23 protein-coding genes, 3 tRNA genes and 2 pseudogenes are annotated in these 25,024 nt (G+C 66.6%); 5 read left to right on the forward strand and 23 right to left on the reverse strand.

The window, feature by feature from the left end:
* Positions 1-19 precede the first annotated feature (19 nt).
* On the reverse strand, positions 20-325 hold the full coding sequence (rpsJ, locus tag FGL25_RS10210; protein WP_003164367.1) for a 30S ribosomal protein S10: 306 nt from the start codon (positions 323-325) through the stop codon (positions 20-22).
* Between the two features lie 585 nt (positions 326-910).
* Here rpsJ and FGL25_RS10215 point away from each other — a divergent pair.
* A complete protein-coding gene (locus tag FGL25_RS10215; RefSeq protein WP_003164365.1) occupies positions 911-1,669 on the forward strand; it encodes an outer membrane protein in 759 nt (252 codons plus the stop codon).
* A 155-nt stretch (positions 1,670-1,824) separates the two neighbouring features.
* Here FGL25_RS10215 and FGL25_RS10220 read toward each other — a convergent pair whose 3' ends face one another.
* The 3 genes from FGL25_RS10220 to FGL25_RS10230 form a co-directional block, all read right to left on the reverse strand.
* The gene (locus FGL25_RS10220; protein WP_003164364.1) at positions 1,825-2,721 is read right to left on the reverse strand and encodes a GIN domain-containing protein; all 897 of its coding nucleotides are present in this window, start codon (positions 2,719-2,721) and stop codon (positions 1,825-1,827) included.
* Between the two features lie 101 nt (positions 2,722-2,822).
* Positions 2,823-3,752, reverse strand: coding sequence for a transcriptional regulator (locus FGL25_RS10225; protein ID WP_138141623.1), 930 nt, complete (start codon positions 3,750-3,752; stop codon positions 2,823-2,825).
* Between the two features lie 13 nt (positions 3,753-3,765).
* Entirely contained in the window at positions 3,766-4,923 is a 1,158-nt protein-coding gene (locus tag FGL25_RS10230) for a GNAT family N-acetyltransferase (RefSeq protein ID WP_138141624.1), read from the reverse strand.
* A gap of 149 nt (positions 4,924-5,072) precedes the next feature.
* On the opposite strand from FGL25_RS10230, the gene FGL25_RS16870 reads away from it, so the two are divergent.
* The gene (locus tag FGL25_RS16870) at positions 5,073-5,237 is read left to right on the forward strand and encodes a hypothetical protein (protein ID WP_003164362.1); all 165 of its coding nucleotides are present in this window, start codon (positions 5,073-5,075) and stop codon (positions 5,235-5,237) included.
* 152 nt (positions 5,238-5,389) lie between these two features.
* Here FGL25_RS16870 and tuf read toward each other — a convergent pair whose 3' ends face one another.
* From tuf to FGL25_RS10245, 3 genes are all read right to left on the reverse strand, one after another.
* Complete coding sequence (gene tuf / locus FGL25_RS10235; protein WP_046654641.1) at positions 5,390-6,580, reverse strand: elongation factor Tu; 1,191 nt, start codon at positions 6,578-6,580, stop codon at positions 5,390-5,392.
* A 61-nt stretch (positions 6,581-6,641) separates the two neighbouring features.
* A tRNA-Gly gene (locus FGL25_RS10240) sits at positions 6,642-6,715 on the reverse strand.
* Positions 6,716-6,811: 96 nt separating this feature from the next.
* Positions 6,812-6,895: transfer RNA gene (locus FGL25_RS10245), tRNA-Tyr, on the reverse strand.
* Between the two features lie 149 nt (positions 6,896-7,044).
* On the opposite strand from FGL25_RS10245, the gene rlmB reads away from it, so the two are divergent.
* Together rlmB and FGL25_RS10255 are read left to right on the forward strand one after the other, a co-directional pair.
* Positions 7,045-7,923 (forward strand): 23S rRNA (guanosine(2251)-2'-O)-methyltransferase RlmB, encoded by an 879-nt coding sequence (gene rlmB, locus FGL25_RS10250; RefSeq protein ID WP_076224801.1) that lies wholly within the window; start codon positions 7,045-7,047, stop codon positions 7,921-7,923.
* A gap of 72 nt (positions 7,924-7,995) precedes the next feature.
* Positions 7,996-8,850 (forward strand): TerC family protein, encoded by an 855-nt coding sequence (locus FGL25_RS10255; protein ID WP_112999353.1) that lies wholly within the window; start codon positions 7,996-7,998, stop codon positions 8,848-8,850.
* Positions 8,851-8,902: 52 nt separating this feature from the next.
* Here the strand turns inward: FGL25_RS10255 and FGL25_RS17515 are convergent, their stop codons facing one another.
* From FGL25_RS17515 to FGL25_RS10300, 10 genes and pseudogenes are all read right to left on the reverse strand, one after another.
* On the reverse strand, positions 8,903-9,235 hold the full coding sequence (locus FGL25_RS17515; protein WP_252970120.1) for a 2OG-Fe(II) oxygenase family protein: 333 nt from the start codon (positions 9,233-9,235) through the stop codon (positions 8,903-8,905).
* Positions 9,235-9,615: a hypothetical protein gene (locus tag FGL25_RS17520; RefSeq protein ID WP_252970121.1), complete on the reverse strand. Its 381-nt coding sequence runs from the start codon at positions 9,613-9,615 to the stop codon at positions 9,235-9,237. The genes FGL25_RS17515 and FGL25_RS17520 overlap by 1 nt, the downstream gene beginning before the upstream one ends.
* A gap of 11 nt (positions 9,616-9,626) precedes the next feature.
* Positions 9,627-11,334, reverse strand: a pseudogene (gene metG / locus FGL25_RS10265) (methionine--tRNA ligase).
* A 77-nt stretch (positions 11,335-11,411) separates the two neighbouring features.
* A complete protein-coding gene (locus FGL25_RS10270) occupies positions 11,412-12,779 on the reverse strand; it encodes an MATE family efflux transporter (RefSeq protein ID WP_138141625.1) in 1,368 nt (455 codons plus the stop codon).
* Between the two features lie 63 nt (positions 12,780-12,842).
* Entirely contained in the window at positions 12,843-13,238 is a 396-nt protein-coding gene (locus FGL25_RS10275; protein WP_046653039.1) for a DUF1489 family protein, read from the reverse strand.
* A gap of 42 nt (positions 13,239-13,280) precedes the next feature.
* Positions 13,281-13,619, reverse strand: coding sequence for a hypothetical protein (locus FGL25_RS10280; protein ID WP_046653033.1), 339 nt, complete (start codon positions 13,617-13,619; stop codon positions 13,281-13,283).
* The gene (locus FGL25_RS10285; RefSeq protein ID WP_138141626.1) at positions 13,616-15,619 is read right to left on the reverse strand and encodes an acetyl/propionyl/methylcrotonyl-CoA carboxylase subunit alpha; all 2,004 of its coding nucleotides are present in this window, start codon (positions 15,617-15,619) and stop codon (positions 13,616-13,618) included. Before FGL25_RS10285 ends, FGL25_RS10280 begins: the two co-directional genes overlap by 4 nt.
* A 9-nt stretch (positions 15,620-15,628) precedes the next feature.
* Positions 15,629-16,531 carry an enoyl-CoA hydratase-related protein gene (locus FGL25_RS10290; RefSeq protein WP_138141627.1) on the reverse strand — a complete coding sequence of 301 codons (903 nt, stop codon included), beginning with the start codon at positions 16,529-16,531 and terminating at the stop codon, positions 15,629-15,631.
* Between the two features lie 68 nt (positions 16,532-16,599).
* Positions 16,600-17,082, reverse strand: coding sequence for a hypothetical protein (locus tag FGL25_RS10295; RefSeq protein ID WP_138141628.1), 483 nt, complete (start codon positions 17,080-17,082; stop codon positions 16,600-16,602).
* Positions 17,083-17,195: 113 nt separating this feature from the next.
* Positions 17,196-18,788: a carboxyl transferase domain-containing protein gene (locus FGL25_RS10300; protein WP_003164353.1), complete on the reverse strand. Its 1,593-nt coding sequence runs from the start codon at positions 18,786-18,788 to the stop codon at positions 17,196-17,198.
* Positions 18,789-18,867: 79 nt separating this feature from the next.
* Between FGL25_RS10300 and FGL25_RS10305 the strand changes: the two genes are divergently transcribed.
* Positions 18,868-20,739, forward strand: a complete 1,872-nt coding sequence (locus tag FGL25_RS10305) for a patatin-like phospholipase family protein (RefSeq protein WP_252970122.1) — start codon at positions 18,868-18,870, stop codon at positions 20,737-20,739.
* Between the two features lie 229 nt (positions 20,740-20,968).
* Here FGL25_RS10305 and FGL25_RS17525 read toward each other — a convergent pair.
* The 6 genes and pseudogenes from FGL25_RS17525 to FGL25_RS10335 form a co-directional block, all read right to left on the reverse strand.
* A pseudogene (locus FGL25_RS17525) lies at positions 20,969-21,373 on the reverse strand (methyltransferase domain-containing protein); the annotation flags it as partial.
* 41 nt (positions 21,374-21,414) lie between these two features.
* Positions 21,415-21,491, reverse strand: a tRNA-His gene (locus tag FGL25_RS10315).
* A 93-nt stretch (positions 21,492-21,584) separates the two neighbouring features.
* A complete protein-coding gene (locus FGL25_RS10320; RefSeq protein ID WP_167493326.1) occupies positions 21,585-22,343 on the reverse strand; it encodes a M48 family metallopeptidase in 759 nt (252 codons plus the stop codon).
* 182 nt (positions 22,344-22,525) lie between these two features.
* Positions 22,526-23,239 (reverse strand): energy transducer TonB, encoded by a 714-nt coding sequence (locus FGL25_RS10325; RefSeq protein WP_138141629.1) that lies wholly within the window; start codon positions 23,237-23,239, stop codon positions 22,526-22,528.
* Between the two features lie 17 nt (positions 23,240-23,256).
* Positions 23,257-23,688, reverse strand: coding sequence for an ExbD/TolR family protein (locus FGL25_RS10330; protein WP_040345002.1), 432 nt, complete (start codon positions 23,686-23,688; stop codon positions 23,257-23,259).
* Positions 23,689-23,693: 5 nt separating this feature from the next.
* Positions 23,694-24,611 carry a MotA/TolQ/ExbB proton channel family protein gene (locus tag FGL25_RS10335; RefSeq protein WP_046653025.1) on the reverse strand — a complete coding sequence of 306 codons (918 nt, stop codon included), beginning with the start codon at positions 24,609-24,611 and terminating at the stop codon, positions 23,694-23,696.
* Positions 24,612-25,024: the final 413 nt, after the last annotated feature.

The following is a 25,024-nucleotide window of genomic DNA, read 5'->3' on the forward strand; positions in this document are numbered from 1 at the left end:
GATCCCGCCTCTTTCTTTCTTAGATCTTGATCTCGACGTCCACGCCGGCGGACAGGTCGAGCTTCATGAGCGCGTCCACGGTCTGCGGGGTGGGGTCGACGATGTCGAGCACGCGCTTGTGCGTGCGGATTTCAAACTGCTCGCGCGACTTCTTGTCGACGTGCGGCGAGCGGTTCACGGTGAACTTTTCGATCAGGGTCGGCAACGGGATCGGACCGCGAACGGTCGCGCCCGTGCGCTTGGCGGTGTTGACGATTTCGCGCGTCGAAAAGTCGAGGACGCGATGATCGAAGGCCTTGAGCCTGATGCGGATGCTTTGATCCATATCGGTTGTTATTCCCATGCGGCCGGAGCCGCGTCCCTGTGAACCATTTCAAAGACCGAAGCCTCAGAGCGATAACTCGCCCCCAGGAAACGCAAATCCGCAAAAACGAGCGGCCCACGCAGTCCCCCGCGAAGGCCGTAAGTTCCCAAGAAGCTGCAAAGAACAGTAACTTAGGTCGTCCCTGCGGACCGCGTCTGCACCCGAAAGTGCACAGCCGGTCCAACAAGAGGGGTGCTTATGCCTTCCGATTCCGTTTCCGTCAAGCGCGGAAATCCCCGCCCCGTCAGGGTTTGCGACTCACGTCGCCCGCGCGCCTCTTCGCCCGCTGCAATGCAACATAACACGGGCCGACCGTTAGGGTCTGAGGCGGGAAAACGGCCAGATGAACGCCGCAGAAAGGCGCCGCCGCAATGCGCTCCGTATACTGACGCAGTTATGCCTTAATGCGTCTCTTTTGGGCAACATCAGCCAATGACGACGAGTTCATGACACGTTTGTAACGGCAAAAGGCAAAAGGGCGACCTATGTGTTGCCCATCGCCGGAGCGGCCAAGCTGTCCCGGCGGCAGTATATAAGGACAAAAAAATGAAAACCGTCTTTCTCGCTTCGGTCGCCGCCGCGACCCTGATCGCCGCTCCCGCCTTCGCTCAAGACGCCATCGGCTCGGTCGGCATCGCCTACAACTACGCCGACGTCGAAGGCACGGACGTCAACCGCGGCGTCATCGACGGCACGGTCGCTTCGTCGGTGTTCGGCGACTGGACCGTCACCTTCAACGCTGAAGCCGCCTACACCGACGTCAAGCACGCCGGCGACGAAACCACCCTGGCCGGCGCCGTGCACCTGTCGAAGAAGATCGACGACATGCGCTTCGGCGGCTTCTACGGCGCTTCGGAATTCGGCAACACCACGCTGAACACCTTCGGTCTGGAAGGCCAGAAGTACCTGGACCGCGCCACCCTGACGGGCGTCGTCTCGTACGGCACCGCGGCTGACGCCGACATCTGGACCGTGGCCGGCGACGCCGCCTTCTACGCCACGCCGCAACTGCGCCTGAGCGGCGGCGCCGCCTACACCAACGTCGACGCCGACAACATCTTCATCGGCGCCGGCGACGTGGACGCCTGGTCGGCCGGCGTGGCTGCTGAGTACCAGTTCGCCGACACCCCGTACTCGGTCTTCGGCGGCTACGACTACGTCAAGTCCTCGGACCTGGACGTCGACGCCAACGTCTTCAAGATCGGCATGCGCTACAGCTTCGGCGGCGGTCTGCAAGCCCGCGACCAAGCCGGCGCCAACCTGGGCCGCACGCACAACGGCGTGGCCGCCCTGTTCGGCAACTAATCGATCTTCGCGGTCTTCGGACCGCACGGATCAACGAAACCCCGGCGGAGCGATCCGCCGGGGTTTTTGTTTGCCGGACCCTCATGGTTCCAGGCACGAAAAAGGCCCGAGGGGTTCCACGCTCCCGGGCCTTCTCCTTCAGGGGCTTGTCGGCGTCAGCGGCCGATGCGCAGATCCCCTGATCCCACGATCGAGCGCGAAACCGCGCCCGTGGCCTGGGCCACACGCACGTCGCCCGATCCGGCGATGGCCGCCGAGACGTCGCCCGCCGTTCCGCCGAAGTTTACGTCGCCGGAGCCGCCGATCGAGACCTCCAGGGTCGAGGCGCGGCCGCCGCGCACCCGCACGTCGCCGGATCCGCCGATGGCGATGCGGGTCTCGCCGTCCACACGCGCCACATCAATGCTGCCTGAACCGCCTACGCTGGCGTCCAGCTTGCCCGTGGCGCCGGCGAAGACCGAGCCGGACCCGCCCACGGCGGCCTCCAGATTGCGCGACGTGCCGGCCCTGATCGAGCCCGAACCGCCGACCGACAGATCCACGTCGCCGTCGACATTGGCCACCGTCCAGGAACCGCAGCCTCCATTGCCCAGCTCGACGGACCGGGCGCCGCGGCCGACCGAACCGAAGATGGCGCCGCCGCCGCTGACCTCGACGTCGCGCGGCGTGCGCAGGACGATCAGAGGAGCGTCCTCCATGCGGATTCGGCCCTTGCCCCGCACCTCGACCGTCGCGCCTTCGCCCGGCTGGCGCGCGCCTGCGGGACCGTTGTTGCAGGAGCCGATCTGACCGCCGTTGAAGCTCATGCCGCGCCCGCGCCCCAGACCACCGTCGATGCGGACCTGCGCGCCTCGGCGTTCGATGCGAAGCGCCGGCAGGCCGGCCGAGCCTTGCGTGATCTCGACGCCGACGTCGGAACGGTCTTCCGGGATGACGATGACGCGCGCCACGGCGTTGCGGATCGTCACGTCCTCAGCCATGGCCGGCGCCGCCAGAACGGCGGATGCAGCCAACGCGCTTCCCATGGCGGCGGCGATTGCAGCGGGTTTCATCAGCGGGTCTCCCTGTCTTTGTGTCCAGGAGAAACTGAGGGCCGCGCCCCGCAAAGTCAGTTTAAATCGAGGTCATGAACCCCTTTTAACCTAAGGCCCCCTCAGGCGGCGGAACCGTCTGCACGATCGGGAGCCAAGGCCGCAGCGCCATCCGTCGCGCCGACAGCGGGTTCGAAATCCCGCTCGAACGTGGCGATGCGGCTCTTCATCAGGCCTGTGCGCTTCAGCGCCACCGACGCGGCCCACCGTGCGGCCAGCTCGGGCTTGCTCATGCGGTCCGTGGCGCGCGGCTCCCCTCCCCGGCTACGCAGGAAGGCGTTGGTGTAGAGGGCGCCGTTGCGAATGCGCGACGGCCAGCTCTGTAACTCCACCGACAGGGAGACGCAGAACTGATCCAGGTTCTCGACCCGATGCGGCGCATAGAAGGGCCAGGTCAGCGCCTGTCCCGGCTCAAGGTCGACGATGCGGGCGTCGTCCTCGAAGGCGCGGCGATAGGGAATCTCTTCGGTCGTTTGACGGGTGACGACCTGCTCCATGCTGCGTTCCGGCAGATGGGCTTCGTCGCCTGGATAGACGAACAGGCGTTTGCGCCCGCGCATGTGGAACAGCACCACCCCGCCGGCGTCGAAATGATAGGGCACGCGCGCCTTGGGCGACGACAGGATCAGTTGCCCGCTGGCGCTGGCCGCCTTCAGACCATAACCGCCGAGGATGCGCTCGAAGTCGACCATGGCCGCGCGCCACAACTCGGGCCAGCCCTGTTCGACCTTGCGCATATTGACCCACAGACGGCCCTGCTGGATCGCCTCCAGCAGTTCGGCGCCGTTCAGGCGTCCGCGCGCGCCGGTCCGCAGGCTGACCTGCCCCTCGTCGTCGTAGTCATACAGGTTGATGTCGAACAGGTCGGCCGGATAGCGGTCCAGCACCTCGGCCAGGGCCTGATCCTCGGCGAATCCGTCGGCGACCAGGGCATGAGGGTGGACCTCGGCCTGGGTGATCGGGCCCGCGTAGCGCGTCATGGAAGCCGTCATACCGCTCTCCTCATCAATCGGCCGAGCCGGCCGCTTTTTGTTTCCGGACCATGTCGGCGGCGGCGCGCAGCGCGCCCGCTGCCTGACCGGCCAGACTTGTCTCACACGCCTCGATCACGGACCAACGCCGCCGCGTGCTGAGACGCAGCCGGCCCGCCCGCGCGTGACCGAGCACGCCCAGGGCCACGCTGGCCGTCGCGCACACCGCGTTGCCGACGCCTGGTCGAGCCACAACGCCTTCGGCGGTCACAAGGCCCCCGTCGTCGTAGTATTTCTTGTAGTTGCCGCCGACGCCGACGCCATAATCGAAGATGCGATAGCCGCGTTCCGAGCCCAGCCGGATCGTCTCCTGCGTCAGCACGATGCCGGGCGACCAGCGCGCGACCTCCTGCTCATAGACCGGGAACCACAGGTGGAAATGACGCCCGGCGTGCATGGAATACTCCATGGCGACAACCCGCCCGTCCACGCGCAGCACAGCCATGGAGGCGCCGAAGCCGTCCTCGCCCTGGCAGTCCATTAGGGCGTGAAGCACCTGTTCCGTCCACCCGCAGGCGAAGATGTCATGATGTCCCGTGCGCCGGTACTGTTCGCTCTTCTCGATGATCAGGCGTTTGAGCAAGGCGTGGTCATGCAGCCCGATCTCGATCTCGACCGCTCTGAACGCACCGTCCAGACCACGACGAGAGCGCTCCTTGTCCTTAAAATATTTCGGGAAGGCCTTCCGACGCCGGGCGTACCAGGCGTCGAATCCGCCCTCCTCAGGCACCACGGAGACCACGCTGTGATTGCGCCGCATCGTCTGCGGCGCCTCGCCGATCCAGGCGGCGGCGGCGAAGCGGGGCGCGCCGATCAGGGCCGCCGCCTCCTGCATCGAAGGCTTGTCGTCACGCGGACCAATGACGCCATGATAGTCGTTCATGGGCGCGGCCAGAGGCTGAACCGTCCCGCCCCGGCGCTGATGCGGATAATAGCCGACGACGCGCCCGTCCCGTTTGAAGACGGCGACAGCCGAACCGGGACAGATCGGCCCGGCCGTCCGTGCGAACTCCCAACGGAAATACGGGCTGCTCAGATCCGGGTCCGCACGCGCCCACCTGTTCCATTGGACGCCCTCCTCGGCCGACAGCTCGGCGAGGTTGCGGATTTCTACTGATAGTGGTCCCGACATGACGCTCCCTTCGGAACGTTCCCAGCAAGTCCCGTTCCAACGCCCGCTCATACGGCCAAGCCCTTGAGGCCGGGTTAGCGTTCGGCGCCTTGCACAAAAGATCGGAGCTTCGCCGCCCATGCCGCATTGAACTCCTTCAGGAGGTCCATATGACGAAACCACGCCCCAAGAGCCGCGAAACCGAGAACGAGAACCAGCGTCCCGACAAGGAGGGCAGTCCGCCTCGCCCAGCTACGGAGCCCAAGGGCGCCGAGGGCAGCAGCAACTCCGGCCGCACGGAAACCGATCCCGCGACCGGCGCGCCGAACGACTGAAAGCAAAACGGCCCCCGGATCGCTCCGGGGGCCGCTCTGTTACGCTTTACTGCGGCCTACCGCGCTTTCGCGCTGCTTGAGGCCGGTACGCTTACGCTTACTCTTACTGTCGAACTGGCGAGGACCGAGGCCCTCGCCCATTCTGACGTCGATTACTCGACGATCTTGGCCACGACGCCGGCGCCGACGGTGCGGCCGCCTTCACGGATGGCGAAGCGCAGCTTCTCTTCCATCGCGATCGGCGTGATCAGCTCGACGTCCAGCTCGGCGTTGTCGCCCGGCATGATCATCTCGACGCCTTCCTTCAGGCGCACGATGCCGGTCACGTCCGTCGTGCGGAAGTAGAACTGCGGGCGGTAGTTCGTGAAGAACGGCGTGTGACGGCCGCCTTCTTCCTTGTTCAGGATGTAGGCTTCAGCCACGAACTTGGTGTGCGGGGTGATCGAACCCGGCTTGCACAGCACCTGGCCGCGCTCGACGTCTTCACGCTTGGTGCCGCGCAGCAGCACGCCCACGTTGTCGCCGGCCTGGCCCTGGTCCAGCAGCTTGCGGAACATTTCGACGCCCGTGCAGGTCGTCTTCTGAACCGGACGGATGCCGACGATTTCGACTTCTTCACCGACCTTGACGACGCCGCGCTCGACGCGACCCGTCACCACGGTGCCGCGGCCCGAGATCGAGAACACGTCTTCCACCGGCATCAGGAACGGCATGTCGATCGGACGTTCCGGCTGCGGGATGTAGCTGTCGACCGCCGCCATCAGCTCCAGAACGCGCTCGGCGCCGATGTGCGGGTCGCGATCTTCCACCGCGGCCAGGGCCGAGCCCTTGACCACCGGGATGTCGTCGCCCGGGAACTGGTACGAGCTCAGCAGCTCGCGCACTTCCATCTCGACCAGCTCCAGCAGCTCCTCGTCGTCGACCATGTCGACCTTGTTCAGGAACACCACCAGCGCCGGAACGCCGACCTGACGCGACAGCAGGATGTGCTCGCGGGTCTGCGGCATCGGGCCGTCAGCGGCCGAGCACACCAGGATCGCGCCGTCCATCTGAGCCGCGCCCGTGATCATGTTCTTCACGTAGTCGGCGTGGCCCGGGCAGTCGACGTGCGCATAGTGACGGTTGGCCGTCTCATACTCGACGTGCGACGTGTTGATCGTGATGCCGCGCGCTTTTTCTTCCGGCGCGTTGTCGATGTCGGCGTAGTTCATCGCCTTGCCGCCGCCGGCCTTCGCCAGCGTCATCGAGATCGCCGCCGTCAGCGTCGTCTTGCCGTGGTCAACGTGACCGATCGTGCCGATGTTCACGTGCGGCTTCGTGCGTTCGAACTTTTCCTTGGCCATGGCCAAACTCCTGTGGCCCGGGTCCGGAGCGGAGGGGCGCTTGTGCTCAGTTCAATAAACCTGGAGCGGGTAGACGGGATCGAACCGACATCCTCAGCTTGGAAGGCTGCTGCACTACCATTGTGCTATACCCGCACGAAGAATGCGGTTGCACCGCCCTTCGATTGAAGAGCGACGGTTCCGCACCCGATTCCTATCTGGACTCCCGGCCCGTCAGGCATTGAAGGCGCGTGGTGGGGGAAGCAGGACTCGAACCTGCGAAGCTTACGCAGCGGATTTACAGTCCGCCCCCTTTGCCGCTCGGGACATTCCCCCAGCGCGCCTTATGTCAATGCCGGTCTGGAAACGCCGGAAACAATCTTTCGATCATTCCGCGACGAAAGCCTTCGCTGTCGGGCGACGCCTGCAGTAGAGGAAGCGCCTGAACCGAAAGCCCTGGGGCCCAAATCGGAGGCCGTCTTATAGTGTCGTCATTTCGAGAACGCAACGACCGGAAAACCGGTAAAAAACAATCTTTCCAAAAGAGGGGGGAAGGCCGTCTGGATCGGCCTCAAACGCCCGCCACGCAAGGACGCGGCGGCGGTGAGACAGAGCGAAAACCGGCTCGTTCGCGCCCGGACGCCGATAATTTTCTTTGGGGACGCCATCCGGTTTTGGCCGCTTTGGCGAATCCCGCGCGCCGCGGAAGCGGCCGCCTGATGGTCACGGAAGACCGCGCCGAAGAGATTCAGCGCGAGAATCTGGCGAACGGCCACCGAATCGAAGTGGTTGATTCTGTCGCCCTGGGCCGGATGCTGCCCGCCGGGGCGGTGCACCAGGGCATGGCCTTTAAGGTCCAGCCGCTGGAAGGCGTCGCCCTGGAAGATCTGGCCGAACCCGCTGAAGGCGTCATCGTCATGCTGGATCAGCTGACCGACCCCCAGAACGTCGGCGCCATCTTCCGCTCGGCCCTGGCCTTCGGCGCGCGCGGCATCGTGGTGCAGGACCGCCACTCCCCCGCCCTGGCCGGCGCCCTGGCCAAGGCCTCGGCCGGCGCGACCGAACGCCTGCCGTGCGCCCGCGTGACGAATCTCAGCCGCGCGCTGGAGAAGCTGGCCGACTACGGCTGGCGCGCCATCGGCATGGACGGCGAATCGGATCTGACGCTGGAACAGGCGCTGGACGCCCGACCGACCGTCATCGTCATGGGCTCGGAAGGCGACGGCGTGCGCCGCCTGGTGGCTGAACACTGCGAAGCCATGGCCCGCATCCCCATGCCCGGCGGTTTCGAGAGTCTGAACGTCTCCAACGCCGCCGCCATCGCCCTGTATGAAGCCGCCCGCGCCCAGGGCAGAGCGAGCTAGGAACTGATCCCCCGCGTCAACTCGCCCCTGCGGCGTCTTGGCGCGGGGGCTGTCGAGTTCTAAGAGTCCGACATGGACTTCCTCTCGAACCCCGAACTGATCAGTCAGGCCTCCGCCCTCGGCAAGGTGCTGATGATCGATCTGGTCCTGGCCGGCGACAACGCCGTCGCCGTGGGCCTCGCCGCCGCCGCCCTGCCCCAGGAACAGCGCCGCAAGGCCATCCTGATCGGCCTGGCCGCCGCCGTCGTCATGCGCATCGGGCTTGCGCTCATCACCGTCCAGCTGCTGGCCATCGTCGGCCTGCTGCTGGCCGGGGGCTTCCTGCTGCTGTGGGTGTGCTGGAAGATGTGGCGGGAGCTGCGCGAGCAGGCCACCCACGACCAGGCCGAGGCCGAGGCCGAGATCGAGCGCGCCATGGCCATCGAACACGGCGGCGGCCCCTCGCCCGAAGAGTTGGGCCTGAAGCGCAAGACCTTCGGCGCCGCCCTGATCCAGATCATGATCGCCGACCTGACCATGAGCCTGGACAACGTCCTGGCCGTGGCCGGCGCCAGTCACGAACATCCCTGGATCATGGTGTTCGGCCTGATCCTGTCGATCGCTCTGATGGGTCTGGCGGCCACCTTCATCGCCAAGCTGCTGAACCGCTATCGCTGGATCGCCTATGTCGGCCTGGCCATCGTTCTCTACGTCGCCTTGCACATGATCTGGGACGGCGGGCGTTCGGTGATCGTCCGCACCGGCCATGCCGATCAGTTCAACGCCTCGGCGCCGGCCTTCCTCGCCATCGGCGCAGAGGAGCAGGCCAAGCATATGAAGCACACGGGCAAGGGCGCGGATTCGCACACGCCTCACGCCCTACCCGGCGGTCGCGAACGACGCGATCCGCCGCCGCAGACGGTCGAGCCTGCTCAACCCGCCTCCTGAAATACGAAAGGCCCGGAGCGATCCGGGCCTTTCTCATGTTCAGGCCATCGCCTCAGCGACCACGCAACCAACCCGTGATCGAAATCCGATCGCCGCCGGCGGACAGCGCCACCTGCGTCACCGAATGCGGCGTCGGCACCCGCAACAGGTTCAGCGTGTTGAAGCGCGGCGTGAAGGCCTCGGCCACATTGCCGTCCTCGCCATGGAAGGCCAGCAGCCCGCCCCAGTCGATCCGCCAACCAGGCGTCAGGTTCAGCACATAGGCGAAGTAACGGTTCTTCCCTTCGGCGTGATCGTCATGCTCGGTCAGGAAGTGCCCCGCGCGATAACGCGTCACCTGCATGTCGGCCATGGCGATGCGCTCTTCTCCCGTCAGCTCTCGCATCAGCCCAGAAAGTCATCGCCATTCAGGAAGGCCGCCAGGGCTCGCCAAGGCGCCTCGGCAAGACCGTCCTGCACCCGGTCGAACACCGGATAGTTGTCGTACAGATACTGGAAATCCGCCGCCGCCGACTTCTGGATCGCCTCTCCCAGTCCACGCTTCTGATCCGGCTGAAGAGACGCCAGCCACGCAGATGGCAGGTCGACATGGCCGGTCCCCCTCCGCGTCACGACGTTGTAATCCGCCTCACGCGCCAGATCATACAGCGCGGCGGCCGAGGGCTCGGTCAGTATGCCCTCAACCTGGGCGCGGCCGGTCCGCAGCAGGCGTTCGCGAACGGCGGCGCGCCGATCCGACGACACCGCATTCAAGGCAGGGAGCATAGCCCCGGCGCTCACCCTTCGGCGCCGCCGAAACGTTCGGTCCACTCGGCGACCTGAGCGTCCTCGATCTTGGCGAACAGCACCTGGGCGGCGGCGACCGCTTGCCCGGCGGGAACGAGATTCAGCACATCGCCCTCGACGTCCGGCCACGACAGGTCGGTCCCGCCCACCGTGGCGGCGATGCGAGCCGCCGCCTCGGGCATGAAGGGCGCGGTGACGCGGGCGAACAGGGCGACCAGCGACAGGCCGGTGCGCACCACCACGGCGGCGCGTTCGCGATCCGTCTTCAGCGCCGTCCAGGGGGCGGCTTCCTGAAGATATTCGTTGCCCAGCACCCACAGGGCGCGCGCCGCCTGGGCCGCCTTGCGGAACTCCATGGCCTCGAACTCATAGGTCAGGCTGGCCAGGGCCGCCTTGACGTCAGCCGCCAGCTTCTCTTCCAGCGCGCCCGGTTCACCGCCCTCGGGCGCGACGCCGTCGAACTTGGATTCCGTGAACTTGACGATGCGGTTGACGAAGTTGCCCAGCACGTCGGCCAGATCCTTATTCGTCGTCGACTGGAACTGCTCCCAGGTGAAGGCCGCATCCGAATGCTCCGGCCCATAGGCCGTCAGGTGCCAGCGCCAGTAGTCGGCGGGCAGCAGCTCCAGCGCCTGATCCATGAAGACGCCCCGGCCCATGCTGGTCGAGAACTTGCCGCCGTACCAGTTCAGCCAGTTGAAGGCCTTGAGCTGATCGACCGTCTTCCACGGCTCGCCCGAGCCGAGGATGGTCGCCGGGAAGCTGACGGTGTGGAAGGCGACGTTGTCCTTGCCCATGAACTGGACGTAGCGCACGTCTTCGGCGCCCTCGTCCAGACGCCACCACGAACGCCAGTTTCCGCCCGTCTGCTCCGCCCATTCCTCGGTCGCGCCGATGTATTCGATGGGGCGTCGAACCAGACGTAGAAGACCTTGCCCTCCATGCCCGGACGCGGACCGCCGTCGGGACCGACGACCGGCACGCCCCATTTCAAGTCGCGGGTGATGCCGCGGTCGATCAGGCCTTCGTCCAGATGCTTATAGGCGATGGAGCGCGCCAGCGGCTGCCACTGGGCGAGCGGGCGTCGACCCAGGCGCGCACGTCATCGGCGATCTTGGTCTGCAGCAGATAGAGGTGCCGCGTGTCGCGAACCTCCAGATTGCGGCTGCCCGACACCGCCGAATAGGGATTGATCAGATCGGTCGGGTCCAGCAGGCGGCCGCAGTTGTCGCACTGGTCGCCGCGCGCCTTTTCATAAGCGCAATGCGGGCAGGTGCCCTCGACATAGCGGTCGGGCAGAAAGCGGGCGTCGTCGATCGAATAGATCATCCGGTCGACGCGCTCCTCGATCAGGCCGCGCTCTTCCAGCACCTTGGCGAAGTGCTGGGTCAAGCGAGTGTTCGGGGCGTTGGAGCTGCGGCCGAAGATGTCGAACGACAGGCTGAAGGCGTCGGCGGCCTTCTTCTGAACCTGATGCTGCTCGTCGCAATAGGTGCGGACGTCCTGACCGGCGGCGGCGGCGGCCAATTCAGCCGGGGTGCCGTGCTCATCGGTGGCGCAGACATAGAGGACGTCATGGCCGCGCGCCCGCATGAAGCGCGCCCACACATCGGCGGGCAACATCGACCCGGCCAGATTCCCCAGGTGCTTGATGCCGTTGATGTAGGGCAGCGCCGAGGTGATGAGGATGCGGGACATGATCTTCCAACGTCTGACAGGGAGGCGTCGGATATAGAGGGCGCAAACCCAGTCGTCACCTTTTATGGGCCGGACGCCTATGAGACAGGCGTCGCCCTTGCCGTCGGCAGACGCCGCGCGATCCGCACGAACCGCCCGGTCAGCAGCGCGCCCGAGATCAGGCTGGCGACGATCACCGACCAGACCAGGCCGTCCACGCCCATCCGATGCGCCAGGAACCAGCCCAGCGGGATCATGATGAAACCATAGGACAGCAGGTGCATCAGCGTCGGCCACACCACGTCGCCCGCCGCGCGGTTCGCCTGGGCGGCGACCACCTGCTGGGCGTCGGCGACGAAGAACAGAGTCGCCAGCGCCAAGGCCGGGGCCGCGATGGCCAGGATCGCCGGGTCCGTCGTATAGGCGCCGACCACAAGCGGTGCGGTCAGCCACAGGCCGATGGCGATGATGAAGGCCAACACCGTCACAACGCCGACGCCCGCCAGGCCGCCCCGGATGACGCCCGCTCGATCGCCGCCGCCGTAGCTGCGGCCGACCAGCACCGCCGTCGCCGACGACAGGCCCATGGGCACCATGAAGACGATGGCGGAGACGTTGATGACCACGGCCCAGCTGGCGGTCTCGGCCGCGCCCAATTGGCCGGCGAACAGGGTCATGGCCGCGAAGGCCCCGACCTCGATGAAGTTGGACGCGCCGCCGCCGAGACCGACCTTGATCTGCTGGCTTTCAACCGCCTTGTCGCGCTTGGGCTTGTTGAACACGCCCCAGGCGCGCGCTTCGGGCAGGCGCAGAATGAAGATGACCAGGAAGATCGCCAGCGCCGCCCGCGCGCCGAACGTCGCCCAGGCCGAGGCCACGGCGCCGTCCAAGCCGATGCCCAGGATGTCCGGCACCAGCAGCAGGTTCAGCGCCAGGTTGACCGCATTGGCCACCCACATGGCCACCATGCCCGCCTTGGGCCGATGCAGTCCTTCAAGGAAGAACAGGGCGCAAATCGAAATCAGATAGGCCGGCATCGACAGGGCGAAGACCATCAGGGCAGGCGTCGCGCCCTCGCCCAGGCCGTCCTCCAGCCCCATGTGCACCAGGCCGAACGGCCCCAGCAGCAGCAGGCCGATCATGGCGACAAAACCGATCTGCAGGGCGTAGGTCATGCCGCGACGCAGGACCGCGCCGACCTCATCGCCGCGCCCCTCGCCCAGCAGACGGGCGGTCATGACCTGCACGCCCATCATCAGGCCGACCGCCGTGGTCAGCACGACCGAGGACGGCGCCCAGGCCAGGGAGTGGTAAGCCAGCTCGCGGCTGGCGTAGTGGCCGACGACGATGGCGTCGGTCAGGCCCATGGTCATGATGCCCAGACGCGCCAGCACGACCGGCCAGGCCAGCTTCAACAGCTCGGACAGGGTGGCGCGATTATGGAAGCTGAACAGGGACTGGACCATCGGACGCCGCAACAGCCACGCGCGCAGGCGCGGGTCAATCGATTTTCCGGCCGATTCAGGCGCCTACCAGGCGCCCAGCTCGCGCAGCTCGCGCGCCAGGTCAGGCGGCAGGTCCGTCGGCTCGGCCACCGACAGGTCCGGCGGCACGTCCTTCTCGAAATAGCGCCAGCCCTGAAACGGTCGCCGGGCCAGGGGCGCAGTGCGGATGACCTGGCTGTCGAGCTTGATCTCACACCGGCTGGCCTTGCCCTCGCCTATGGTCGTGATCTCGAGGATGCGCTGGCGACAGGTCACAGAGCCTTTCATGACCCAGTACAGCGAGCCGCCGTCCTCGATCTCGGCGGCGCGCTTGGGCGTCATGCGGGTGTGGACGATGCGCCAGTCGGACCGGGCCGCGTTCGCTTCCAGCGTCTCGACCTCGGCCACGCCGACGCAGAGCTTGATCATGTGCAGGGGCATGAAGCCCAACTAGTCATCCGACGCCACGAAGGCCAGCCCGGCTCAGGGCTGGCGATCCAGTTGGGTGAAGATTTCCTGCCCCTTGGCGATCAGTTCCTGTCCGCACCGCTGGCTGTGCGAACGCACCTGCTGGACCGGGGTGGAGTCCGTATATTCCAGCATCCGCCCGATCCAGTTGCGCGCGGGATCACGGCCTTCCAGACGGCCCAGATAATACATCATGCCGCCCGTATACTGCTGCTTGACCGCATCCGAGGCGGCCGGATCGTCGATCGCCACCGCCAGCAGGCCCATGCACTGAAGGTCCGCCGCCGAGGCCGCCGGCATATCGCTCAGATCAGCGCCCAGAAGCGCCGTCGCCATCATCGCCGCAAGGATCATTCGCCCGCGCCCTCGGCCTTCACCACAGCCAGAACCGCGCCGTCCGTGACCTGATCGCCGACGGCGACGTTGAACTCAGATACCACGCCGTCGAAGGGCGCGGTCAGGGCGTGCTCCATCTTCATGGCCTCCAGCACGACGACCGGCTGGCCCTTGGCCACCTTGTCCCCGGCCTTGGCGGGCGCGGCGACGATCTTGCCCGGCATGGGGGCGCGCAGGCCGCCGTCGGAGGCGGAACCGCCCGCCGGACCGCTGGACTTGCGGCGGTGAAACTCGACCACGTCGCCGCCGTCGAACACCAGCACCCGTCCGGCGTCCGGCGACAGGGTGCTGACGACCTCGCCGTCGACCACGACCACGCCCGGCTCGCCATAGATCTGAGCCGAGCCGAATTCGCCGCTCACGGTGAAGCTGGAAGAACGCCCATACCAGCCCGGCTCGCCGGTCAGGGTCAGGGCGTGCGCCGCGCCGTCATGGTGGACCGCCGTATGCGCCTGCGGCGCCGCGTTCAGGCGGAAGCCGAACAAGCCCGCACGGGCAGGCGCCAGCACATTGTCCGGCGCGTCGAAGGCGGCGGCGTCCGCCTCCAGCCCGATCTGTCCCGCCGCAGCGGCCAGGGCGCGGACGGAAACCTGAGCCGGGGCGATCAGCGCCCCCTCCTCCGCCGCGATGAAGCCGGTGTCCACGTCGCCTTCGACAAAGCGCGGATGGTCCAGACAACGCGCCATGAAGCCCGCGTTAGTCTTCACCGGCCAGACCTCGACCTCGCGGCAGGCGTCGGCCAGACGGGCGGCAGCGACCTCGCGCGTGTCTTCGTGGACGATCAGCTTGGCGATCATGGGGTCGTAGAACTGGCTGACCTCGCCGCCCTGCATCACGCCGGTGTCGACGCGGATGTCGTCGGGCATGACGAAGTGATCCAGCCGCCCGATCGACGGCAGGAAGCCGTTGGCCGGGTCTTCGGCATAGAGGCGGGCCTCCATGGCCCAGCCCTTCATCGGAATGTCGGCTTGCGCCAGTGGAATGGGCTGCCCCGCCGCGACGCGCAGCTGCCATTCGACCAGATCGACGCCGGTGATGCTCTCGGTCACCGGGTGTTCGACCTGAAGTCGGGTGTTCATCTCCATGAACCAGATGCGGTCGGCCTTCAGCCCGTCAGAGGCGTCCGCGATGAACTCGATGGTGCCTGCGCCCTGATAGTCCACGGCCTTGGCGGCGCGGACGGCGGCGGCGGTGACGGCGTCGCGCGTGGCCTGATCCATTCCGGGCGCCGGGGCCTCTTCGATCACCTTCTGGTGGCGGCGCTGCAGCGAGCAGTCGCGCTCATGCAGGTGGACGACGTTGCCGTGGCTGTCGCCGAAGACCTGCACCTCGATATGGCGCGGGCGGGTGATGTAGCTTTCGATCAGGACGCGCGGATCGCCGAAGGACGACTGGCCCTCGCGCTGGGCCGACGCCAAAGCCTCTGCGAAGTCCTCGGCGCGGTCGACCTTGCGCATCCCCTTGCCGCCGCCGCCCGCGACCGCCTTGATCAGGACCGGGAAGCCGATGCGGTTCGCCTCGGCGTTCAGGGTCTCCAGCGACTGGTCCTCGCCCTGATAGCCGGGGGTGACGGGCACGCCCGCCTCGATCATCAGCTTCTTGGCCGCGTCCTTCAGGCCCATGGCGCGGATCGAGGACGGCTTGGGGCCGATCCAGACTAGCCCTGCCGCCGCCACGGCCTCGGCGAAGTCGGCGTTCTCGGACAGGAAGCCGTAGCCCGGGTGGATGGCCTCCGCCCCCGTCGCCTTGGCCGCCGCCAGCACCTTGGCCGCATCCAGATAGGACTCGCGCGCCGCCGCCGGACCGATCAGCACCGCTTCATCGGCCTCACGCACGTGCAGTGCGTCAGCGTCGGCCTCGGAATAGACGGCGATGGTGCGCAGGCCCATGCGGCGGGCGGTGCGGAAGACGCGGCAGGCGATCTCGCCGCGATTGGCGACCAGGACGGACTTGAACATCAGGCTACCTTATTGCGCCCAGTTCGGCGCGCGCTTGTCGAGGAAGGCGCGGACGCCTTCCTGGCCCTCGGCCGAGACGCGGGCGCGGGCGATGCGCTTGGCGGTCTCTTCCAGCAGGCGGTTGTCGATCTCTTCGCCCGCCACGTCGTTCACCAGGCGCTTGGCGTCGCCCATGGCGCCCGGCGCATTGGCCGACAGGCTGTCGGTCAGCATGGAGATGAACTCGTCTACCGAACCTTCAGGCAGGACCATGTCGATCAGCCCCGCATGGGCGGCGTAGTCGGCGTCGAAGATATTGGCCGTCAGGAACAGCTGGCGCGCGCGGCGCGCGCCGACCGCCTCGATGACATAGGGGGCGATGGTCGCCGGAATCAGGCCCAGCTTGACCTCCGAGAAGGCGAAGCGCGTCCCTCCGACGGCCACGGCCATGTCGCAGGCGGCGACGATGCCCGCCCCGCCGCCCATGGCCGCGCCCTCGACCAGGGCCACTGTCAGGGCCGGCACGTCGTGCAGGGCCTTCAGCATCTTCGCCAGGCCCATGGCGTCGTCGCGGTTGTCGCTCTCGGACCAGTCGGCCGCCGAACGCATCCAGTTCAGGTCTGCACCCGCGCTGAACGTCCCGCCCGCGCCGCGAATGAAGACTACGCGCACCTTGTCGGCGCCGTGCAGGGTCTCGAACGCCTCATAGAGGGCGGCGATGGTCGCCGCGTCGAAGGCGTTCTTCTTCTCGGGACGGTTGATGGTGACGAAGACCACGCCGTCGGCGGTGGCGTCGATCTGCACCAGGTCGTCGTTGGCGTCCGGCGCCGCATCGGCGACGAAGGGGTGGGCGATGGCGTTCATCTCCGCCGCCTCGGCGTCGGTGATGTCCAGAGCGTTCAGCTCTTCTTCGGTCGGCTTTTGGTCAGTCATGATGGGCTCCTTGGCCGATAGAACGCTTCAAACGTCATCATTCTCCCCCTCGCTGGGGAAGAAGGCGATTAAACAGGATCGCAGCGGTTGGCGCGAACGGTCTTGCCGTCCTGCTCGACGCGCAGCGAGACGCCCGCCACCGGCGACAGGCGCAGGGTCTGGACGAGGGTCTGGTCGCCGTCCGACGACTGGTTCTCCAGAACCACGCGGATGGCGTCGCCTTCGCCTTCCAAAGTCTCCAGAGCCACCAGCTTGGAGGTGTCCTCATAACCCTTGATCTCATTGGCCGTGATGACGAAGCGCGTGCCGCTCTCGTCCTTGGCGCAGCCGTCGTCGCTATAGTCCCAGTTGCCGCGATAGCCGACCGGGAAGACCGCTTCGGACGGCTCGCCCGTCCGCGCGGCCGCCTCTTCAGCCGCAGAGACCGGCTCGGTCTGCGGCGTCGCAGCCTCAGACGCGGCTTCGACCGTCGCCGGGGCCTTGGAATCGGCCTGCGATCCGCAGGCCGCGAGCAGCGCGGTCAGGGCGATGAGAGCTGCAGTTTTCTTCATGTCACTGTCCTTGTCGTGCAGATTCTGATCCCACATCGAGATCGCCGACGCGACACTCTCAGCCGCGCGATCCGGCTTCAAGTCGTTTTTTGAACACCGTGCAATTTATTGCCTTACATCCGGAACACGCCGAAGGTCGTCTCCGGGATCGGGGCGTTCAACGAAGCGCTGATGGCCAGGCCCAGAACGTCGCGCGTCTGGGCCGGATCGATGACCCCGTCGTCCCACAGGCGGGCGGTGGCGTAATAGGGGTTGCCCTCGTCCTCATACTTCTGGCGGATCGGCGCCTTGAAGGCCTCGGCTTCATCCGGGGTCCATGTGTCCGCGTCGCGGTGGACGGTAGCCAGAACGCTGGCCGCCTGCTCGCCGCCCATGACGCTGATGCGGCTGTTGGGCCAGGTGAAGAGGAACCGCGGGCTGTAGGCCCGGCCGCACATGCCGTAGTTGCCCGCGCCGAACGACCCGCCGATCAGGACGGTGAACTTGGGCACCTCAGCCGAGGCGACGGCCGTGACCAGCTTGGCGCCGTGCTTGGCGATTCCCTCGGCTTCATACTTGCCGCCGACCATGAAGCCCGAGATGTTCTGCAGGAACAGCAGCGGGATTTTGCGCTTGCAGGCCAGTTCGATGAAGTGCGCGCCCTTCTGGGCGCTTTCCGAGAACAGCACGCCGTTGTTGGCCAGGATGGCCACCGGCTGACCCCAGATGCGGGCGAAGCCGCACACCAGCGACGTGCCGTACAGCGCCTTGAACTCGTCCAGTTCCGAGCCGTCGACGATGCGGGCGATGACCTCGCGCACGTCATAGGGGGCGCGGACGTCCTCAGGAATGATCCCGTACAGTTCGGCCGGATCATAGGCGGGGGCGCGCGGCTCGCGCACGTCCAGCGGCTGGGGCTTGGTCGTGTTCAGATTGGCGACGATGGAGCGAACGATCTCCAGCGCGTGCTCGTCGTTCTCGGCCACATGGTCGACCACGCCGGACTTGCGGCCGTGGGTTTCGGCGCCGCCCAGTTCCTCGGCCGAGATGACCTCGCCGGTCGCGGCCTTCACCAGCGGCGGACCGGCCAGGAAGATGGTGCCCTGATTACGCACGATCACCGTCTCGTCCGACATGGCCGGCACATAGGCGCCGCCCGCCGTGCACGATCCCATGACGCAGGCGATCTGCGGGATCGAGCGCGCGCTCATCCGCGCCTGATTGAAGAAGATGCGGCCGAAATGATCGCGATCCGGAAACACCTCGGCTTGGTGCGGCAGGTTGGCCCCGCCGGAATCGACCAGATAGACGCACGGCAGGTTGTTCTGCTCGGCGATCTCCTGCGCCCGCAGATGCTTCTTCACCGTCATGGGGAAGTAGGCGCCGCCCTTCACCGTCGGGTCGTTGGCGACGATCATCACCTCGCGGCCCGACACCCGGCCAACGCCGCAGATCATGCCCGCGCCGGGGGCTTCGTCGCGATACATGCCGTTGGCGGCCAGTTGGCCGACCTCTAGGAACGGCGAGCCGGGGTCCAGCAGGCGCTCGACCCGGTCGCGCGGCAACAGCTTGCCACGCGCCACATGGCGCTCGCGGCTGGCGTCAGAGCCGCCTCGCGCGGCCTTGGCGACCTTTTCATAAAGCTCGTCCCGCAGGGCGCGATTGTGCGCATCCAGCGTTTTGAAAGCAGGACTGTTGCGATCGACGGCGGAAATCAGCTTGGGCATGCCCAAGGTTTAGGAGGCTTCCGCCTCGGGGGGAAGCCGTTCGGTTCACCGAAGGCGAAATCCGCTATATCTCCCCTTCATGGCCCCGCTTCGACCGGACACGCTCGCCGCCGCCCTGTCACGCGCCTTCGAGGACGCGCGGGACAGCCGCGCCAGCTGGTTCGCCCTGACGCGAGGCGAGCGGCTGTTCTCGGTCGGCGATCCGGCCGACACCCTCTATCTTCTGCGCGCCGGGCGTCTGGGCGTCTTCCGCCGCGACGACGCGCGGGTTCCGCAGATGGCCGCCGTCATCAAACCCGGCGAGCCGGTCGGCGAACTGGCCATGCTGGCGGGCACCTCCCACATGTCGGACGTGGTCGCCCTGCGCGACAGCGACGTTCTGGCCCTGCCGCGCGAAGCCTTCTTCGACGCCGCGCGCAACGACCCCATGCTGATGTCCGAGCTGGGCCAGATCATGCTGAGCCGCGCCCGCGAGCGCAGCGGCGGCGCGGAACCGAACGTCTTCGGCTTCGTCTCGGCCCGCGACAGGCCGATCCGCGCCTTCGTCGAGCGCGTGGCCCGCGCGATCGAGGCCCAGGGCAGCACCTGCCACGTCATCGACAGCTCGGCCCTGGCCTCGGCCGCCGAATGGTTCTCTCGGGTTGAAGACGCCCACGACTACGTCCTCTACGTCGCCGAGACGGACGAACCGAACTGGGCCGCCCTGTGCGCGCGCCAGGTGGACCGGCTGTTCCTGGTCGGGGCCGCCGACCGGCCGCCGCCCCCTGCCCCGCCGGTCGCCGACGACTGGGACGACGCAGGCCAGCGCACCGATCTGATCCTGCTGCGCGACCCGCGGATGCCGCGCCCCAGCAACACCCGCGCCTGGCTGGACGCGCTAAAGCCCGGCCGCTGGTTCCACGCGGTCGAAGGCCTGTTCGACGACACGGCGCGGATCGCGCGCCTGATCACCGGCTCGGCCGTGGGCGTGGTGCTGTCCGGCGGCGGCGCCCGCGCCTACGCCCACATCGGCGCGCTGAAGGCTCTGCGCGAGGCGGGCACGCCCATCGACTTCATCGGCGGGGCTTCCATGGGGGCGGTCATCGCCGCGGGGCCCGCCCTGGGCTGGTCGGACGAAGAGTTGGAGCATCACATCCGACAGGCCTTCGTCCTGGCCGATCCCCTGGCCGACATCGCGCCGCCCATTATCGCCATGACACACGCTCGCAAGGTCAAGGCGCTGATGAAGGAGGCCTTCGGCGATGTGCAGATGGAGGACATGCTGCTGCCCTTCTTCGCCGTCTCGACCAATCTGACCTCGGGCAAGCTGGAGGTGCATCGCGAAGGCATGCTGCGTCACGCCCTGCGCGCCTCCATCTCCCTGCCCGGCGTCATGCCGCCCGTGGTGATGAACGGTCAGGTGCTGGTCGACGGCGCCGTGCTGCGGAACTTCCCCAGCGACGTCATGCGGCGGCTTAACAGAGGCCCCGTGGTCGGCGTCGACGTATCGCAGTCACGCGGCGTCGACCCCAAGGCTCTGGAGGATCCTCCCTCCTGGTGGCGCTGGATCCTGTCGGGCGCGTGGAAGCGCGGCCCCCCGATCGTCTCGATCCTGATGCGTTCGGCCACCCTGTCCAGCGAGGCCGAACGGATGCAGGCCCGCGCCGAGACGGACCTGCTGATCCTGCCCACGCTCGACGGCGTGGATATCCGCGACTGGAAAGCCTATGAACCCGGCGTCGCGGCTGGGTATGAGGCCGCCCGCGCGGCCCTCGACAGTCTCAACGGATCGGTCGAGACCCTGCATCGCCGTCGCCGGACCGGCGCGCCAGAAGAAACAGTCGAGGAAATGGCAGAAGAGTCCTTCCCTCAGGACGTCGTGGAAACGCCTCGCCCAACACCTGAGCCAGGCACGCCAGAAAGGCGTCGCGGTTGGCTGGGTCTTCGCAAAGCGCGGTCAGATAAGGCCTGAGGGCCGTGCCCTTCATCCACTCCAGCACGGCGTTCTCGCCGTCCAAGACGTGGAGATAGGTCGTCGACCAGACGTCGACCTCCTCGCACAGGTCCGCCACTGCGTCGTAATAGGCCTCGGCCGCCAGCAGCGGCTGGATGGTGTCCACGCCCTTCAGGCGCGCGCTCCACGGGCCGTCCGCCGCTGTCTGGCGCATCAGGGTGTGGTGCCGCGTCTCCCAGGCCATCGGCATCTGCACCGCCAGCACCCCATCCGGCGCCAGCGCCTCGGTCAGCCGCCGAAACAGCTCCGCATGATCCGGCGCCCACTGCAGCGAGGCGTTGGCCAGGATCAGATCCACCGGGGCGGCGGGCTTCCAGGCCTCAAGGTCGCCCTGCACCCAGTCCACATCATCGGGCAGGCCCCGCGCCTGCTCCAGCATGGCGGCGCTCGAATCCAGCCCATGCACCCGCGCGTCCGGCCAGCGCCGTTTCAACAGGGCCGCATGCTGGCCCGTGCCGCAACCGATGTCCCAGATCTCATGCGGGTCCAGATCGTCTGGAAGCTGCGACAACAGATCGATGGCCGCGCGATCACGCTGGCGCTCGAAACGGTTGTATTGCTGGGGATCCCACGCCGGCGACGTCATCGTCATACTTCTCCCTCGACTATCGCAAGAAGCGATTCGAGGGAGAATGGTACAGCCTCTCAGGATTGAACTGAGGACCTCCGGCTCCACAAACCGGCGCTCTAACCAGCTGAGCTAAGGCTGCACATCTCTGCGCGAGGGCGGTTCTCTAGCGGGCCTCGCCGTCGGGGGCAAGCGGCCATTTCGTCCTCGCGCAGGATTTTATGTTTTATCCCCGTCAGTTCCAACCGCGGCTGGCAATATACTGCTGAAGTTGCATCAAACGGGTCTGGTCCGACGGGTGGGTTGAGGCGAACTCCGGCGTCCCCGACTGCCGTCCTTCAGCCATGGCGCGCCACAGGGCCAACGATTCCGACGGCTTGTACCCGGCCGCCGCCATGTAATCGACGCCCAGGCGATCCGCCTCCAGCTCGTGGCTGCGCGAGAACGGCAACAGGACGCCCAATTGCGCGCCCATGCCGCCAAAGGCCTGAACCGCCTGGCTGTAGTCCCCAGCCTGGCTCTGAACGGCGCCCAGAATCAGGCCCGTCGTCTGGGTGGTCGAGGCGCGCTCGGCGGCGTGACGGGCGATGACGTGGCCGACCTCGTGACCGATCACGGCCGCCAGCTGGTCGTCGTTCTTGGCGATGGCCAACAGCCCCGTCGTCACCCCCATATGGCCCGACGGCAGGACGAAGGCGTTCGGCGTGGAATCGTCGAAGACCGCATACTCCCAATGGCGGTTGGTCAGATTCGCGGCCTGGACGATGCGATCGCCCACTCGGCGCACCCGGACGTTCTGCGCCGCATTGTTCGACACCTTCTGCGTCCGCAGCGTCTCGGCCCAGGCCGCCTGCGACTGCTGGACCAGTACGCCGTCGTCGATGAAGACCAGCTGATTGCGGCCCAGGGCCTCATTATAGGCGCAGGCGCCGATCCCAGCGCCCAAGACGCCAGTGGTGATCGCCAAGGCGAGCATAAGGGGCTTGCGAGACATCGATCCTCCGGAACAGTTCAGGGCCATAATGCACAGGCGGGCCGCCCGGCTCCATGCCTGACGCCGCAAAGTGCGTTCCATCGTCCATTCATCGAACCTCAGCGTCCGGGCTTCAGCACATGAAAAAAGCGCCCCGAGGCGAAACCTCGAGGCGCTTCTTTTCGTTCAGTGCGTTCGCACGCTTAGTCCAGGTTAAACGGCACCCGGACCACGAACTTGGCGTTCGTTGCAGCGCCATCGACCGTACGGGGCGAAAGCTGCCCGCGTTGGACGATGCGAACGGCCGCAGAGCCGAAGCCCATGCCCGACGGCTCTTCCGAGACGACGCGGCAACCTTCGGGCTTCCCGCTCGGGGTCACCGTGCACTCGACCGTAGCCGAACCGCCCACGCCGCGATCAAGAGCGCGTTGCGGGAAGTCCCGTTCAGTCGGACGCGGCGGGCGAGCCCACTGCGGGTTGGTGATGACCGAAGGACGCGGCGGCGCGGGCGGCGCCGGCGGAGGCGGAGGACCAGGGACGATCACGGGCGGGCCCGTGTATTCGACGCGGTCTTCCTTCTTCGTCGGCTCGATCGGCAAGGTCACCGGCGGCGGAGGCGCCGAGGTGTTGACGACCGGCTCGCGCACCTGAAGCTTCGGCGGCGGAGGCGTATCCGGCGGCGGCGGCGGCGGCGGAGGCGGAGGCGGCGGAGGCGGGGCCTCCATCAACTCCACGTCCACAGCCTCGTCCACGTAGTTGAACTCCTGGAGTTCGAACTTGCTCTTGTACAGGTAGACACCTGCAAGAACGTGGACGATCACCGAGACGCCGATCCCGACCATCGCACCCGTCGAGAGTTTCTTCTTCTTGGGTGCGTCAAGCAGAGGGTCGCGGTGCTCGTGAGGTTCAGCAGTCATGCTTTGAGTCACGCCCCCTACGATTGATCTTCGCCAACCAGGGCGACACTGTAAAAACCATTATCCTGCAAGGCGTTCATGACCTGCATGAAGTCCCCGTAACGCGTCTGCTGGTCAGCGCGGATAAAGATCCGCTCTTCGTCCGGATTACGCGTTCCGATTTGGGTCCTCAGGTCATCGCCCAGAGCGGCGACCGACGTCGGGAAATCGCCCACGTACACTTCGCCGCCATTCTGAATGGAGATGAAGACGGGCTTGGGCGGATTGACGGCCGGCGGAGCGACGGCGCGTGGAAGTGTCACCGGCACCGACACGGTGGCGAGCGGAGCCGCCACCATGAAGATGATGAGGAGAACCAGCATAATGTCCACGAAAGGCGTGACATTGATTTCGCTGTTCGCCTCGACGGTGTACTTGCCGCCGCCGGAACCGGAAAGTTTGGCGGCCATCCGTCTTACGCCCCCTTGTCGAGTTGACGCGAGATCGAGTTCATCAGCTCGGCGTTGAAGCCGTCAGCACGAGCGCCGTACGAAGCGATGCGGGTGTTGAAGTAGTTATAGAAGATAACCGCCGGGATAGCCGCGAACAGACCGATGCCGGTAGCCAGCAGGGCTTCAGCGATACCCGGAGCAACGACGGCCAGGTTGGTGGTGTTCGACTCGGCGATGCCGATGAACGAGTTCATGATGCCGTAAACGGTGCCGAACAGACCGATGAACGGACCGCCCGAACCGACCGAGGCCAGGAACTGCTGGCCGCCCGACAGGCGGATACCCATGCCGCCCTGCACGGCGCCGACGGCGTTGCCGGCGCGAGCGACGGTCGTATCGCGGTGAGCGCCCGTCACATCAAGACCGGCTTGACGCGACAGTTCGATTTCGCCGGTGGCCGCAGCAGCCATGTCGGCCAGCGGGTTGCCGTCGAACTCTTCCGAGGTGGCCAGGCGACGGATGTCGGCCAGGTTGCGAGCACCGCGGTACTCTTCCAGGAAGCGGTTGGTCTTCTTGGTCAGCGAGCTGAACTCAACCAGTTTGATGAGCAGCAGCGTCCAGGAGAAGATCGAGGCCAGGACCAGGCCTGCCATCACGACCTTAACGACCGGGTGCGCCATCATGAACATGGCGATCGGGGTCAGGCCCGCACCGCCGTGACCGCCGGCGGCGGCTTCTTCAGCGGGGGCTTCAGCAGCTGCGTCTGCAGCCGGGGCGGCGGCGTCGGCGGCCGGAGCGGCGGCGTCAGCGGCGGCGGGAGCCGAAGCGGCGGCCGGGGCAGCCGGTGCGGCCGCGTCCTGCGCCAGAACCGGCGAGCTCGCCATCAGGACGGCGGCGCCGGCCATTGCGAGGAGGATATTCGTCTTCTTGCTATCGAGCATGTTTCGCCAGTTCCTGCTTTGGTCTGACTCGTGGAACCCAAAACCCAAGCCGCGTCAGTCGGCTGGGCCTTTACCGTGAAATTTTCCTCCCGCCGGAATTTCTCCCCCGCCGGTCGGCGCCGCATTCTTACGAAACATCCTGAGACGCTTTGCAGACTGGAGCGATGGAACCATACCCCCCCGTCCACAGCCTGCAAGCAAGAATGCGGTTAAGTCCCTTTGACGAACGGCTATCGGAGCGTCAAGGGCGGAAAATAGCTTTTCACCCCGCGCGCCTCGCCCCCGAGGCAGAGGCGCACAAATATTCCATTTGAATGAAATATAACGGCAACAAAAATGCCAACGCAGAGAATGTTAAGGAATGTTTAGGCCCATGACGATTTTTCGGCTTTTTCAAGGCCGAGACGAATAAT

Source organism: Brevundimonas vancanneytii (assembly GCF_901421975.1).
In the GTDB taxonomy this organism is placed as follows: domain Bacteria; phylum Pseudomonadota; class Alphaproteobacteria; order Caulobacterales; family Caulobacteraceae; genus Brevundimonas; species Brevundimonas diminuta.

Excerpts from the sequence above, each read along its gene's own strand:
- FGL25_RS10270 (WP_138141625.1), bottom strand. The coding sequence starts at position 12,779 with ATGGTCCAGTCCCTGTTCAGCTTCCATAATCGCGCCACCCTGTCCGAG.
- rpsJ (WP_003164367.1), bottom strand. The coding sequence starts at position 325 with ATGGATCAAAGCATCCGCATCAGGCTCAAGGCCTTCGATCATCGCGTC.
- FGL25_RS10220 (WP_003164364.1), bottom strand. The coding sequence starts at position 2,721 with ATGAAACCCGCTGCAATCGCCGCCGCCATGGGAAGCGCGTTGGCTGCA.
- FGL25_RS10280 (WP_046653033.1), bottom strand. The coding sequence starts at position 13,619 with ATGATCCTTGCGGCGATGATGGCGACGGCGCTTCTGGGCGCTGATCTG.
- FGL25_RS10230 (WP_138141624.1), bottom strand. The coding sequence starts at position 4,923 with ATGTCGGGACCACTATCAGTAGAAATCCGCAACCTCGCCGAGCTGTCG.
- FGL25_RS10275 (WP_046653039.1), bottom strand. The coding sequence starts at position 13,238 with ATGCCCCTGCACATGATCAAGCTCTGCGTCGGCGTGGCCGAGGTCGAG.
- FGL25_RS16870 (WP_003164362.1), top strand. The coding sequence starts at position 5,073 with ATGACGAAACCACGCCCCAAGAGCCGCGAAACCGAGAACGAGAACCAG.
- FGL25_RS10290 (WP_138141627.1), bottom strand. The coding sequence starts at position 16,531 with ATGACTGACCAAAAGCCGACCGAAGAAGAGCTGAACGCTCTGGACATC.
- FGL25_RS10300 (WP_003164353.1), bottom strand. The coding sequence starts at position 18,788 with ATGCCCAAGCTGATTTCCGCCGTCGATCGCAACAGTCCTGCTTTCAAA.
- FGL25_RS10215 (WP_003164365.1), top strand. The coding sequence starts at position 911 with ATGAAAACCGTCTTTCTCGCTTCGGTCGCCGCCGCGACCCTGATCGCC.
- FGL25_RS10330 (WP_040345002.1), bottom strand. The coding sequence starts at position 23,688 with ATGGCCGCCAAACTTTCCGGTTCCGGCGGCGGCAAGTACACCGTCGAG.
- FGL25_RS10305 (WP_252970122.1), top strand. The coding sequence starts at position 18,868 with ATGGCCCCGCTTCGACCGGACACGCTCGCCGCCGCCCTGTCACGCGCC.
- FGL25_RS10255 (WP_112999353.1), top strand. The coding sequence starts at position 7,996 with ATGGACTTCCTCTCGAACCCCGAACTGATCAGTCAGGCCTCCGCCCTC.
- FGL25_RS10295 (WP_138141628.1), bottom strand. The coding sequence starts at position 17,082 with ATGAAGAAAACTGCAGCTCTCATCGCCCTGACCGCGCTGCTCGCGGCC.
- FGL25_RS10285 (WP_138141626.1), bottom strand. The coding sequence starts at position 15,619 with ATGTTCAAGTCCGTCCTGGTCGCCAATCGCGGCGAGATCGCCTGCCGC.
- FGL25_RS10335 (WP_046653025.1), bottom strand. The coding sequence starts at position 24,611 with ATGCTCGATAGCAAGAAGACGAATATCCTCCTCGCAATGGCCGGCGCC.
- FGL25_RS10225 (WP_138141623.1), bottom strand. The coding sequence starts at position 3,752 with ATGACGGCTTCCATGACGCGCTACGCGGGCCCGATCACCCAGGCCGAG.
- FGL25_RS10325 (WP_138141629.1), bottom strand. The coding sequence starts at position 23,239 with ATGACTGCTGAACCTCACGAGCACCGCGACCCTCTGCTTGACGCACCC.
- FGL25_RS10320 (WP_167493326.1), bottom strand. The coding sequence starts at position 22,343 with ATGTCTCGCAAGCCCCTTATGCTCGCCTTGGCGATCACCACTGGCGTC.
- FGL25_RS17520 (WP_252970121.1), bottom strand. The coding sequence starts at position 9,615 with ATGCTCCCTGCCTTGAATGCGGTGTCGTCGGATCGGCGCGCCGCCGTT.
- tuf (WP_046654641.1), bottom strand. The coding sequence starts at position 6,580 with ATGGCCAAGGAAAAGTTCGAACGCACGAAGCCGCACGTGAACATCGGC.
- FGL25_RS17515 (WP_252970120.1), bottom strand. The coding sequence starts at position 9,235 with ATGCGAGAGCTGACGGGAGAAGAGCGCATCGCCATGGCCGACATGCAG.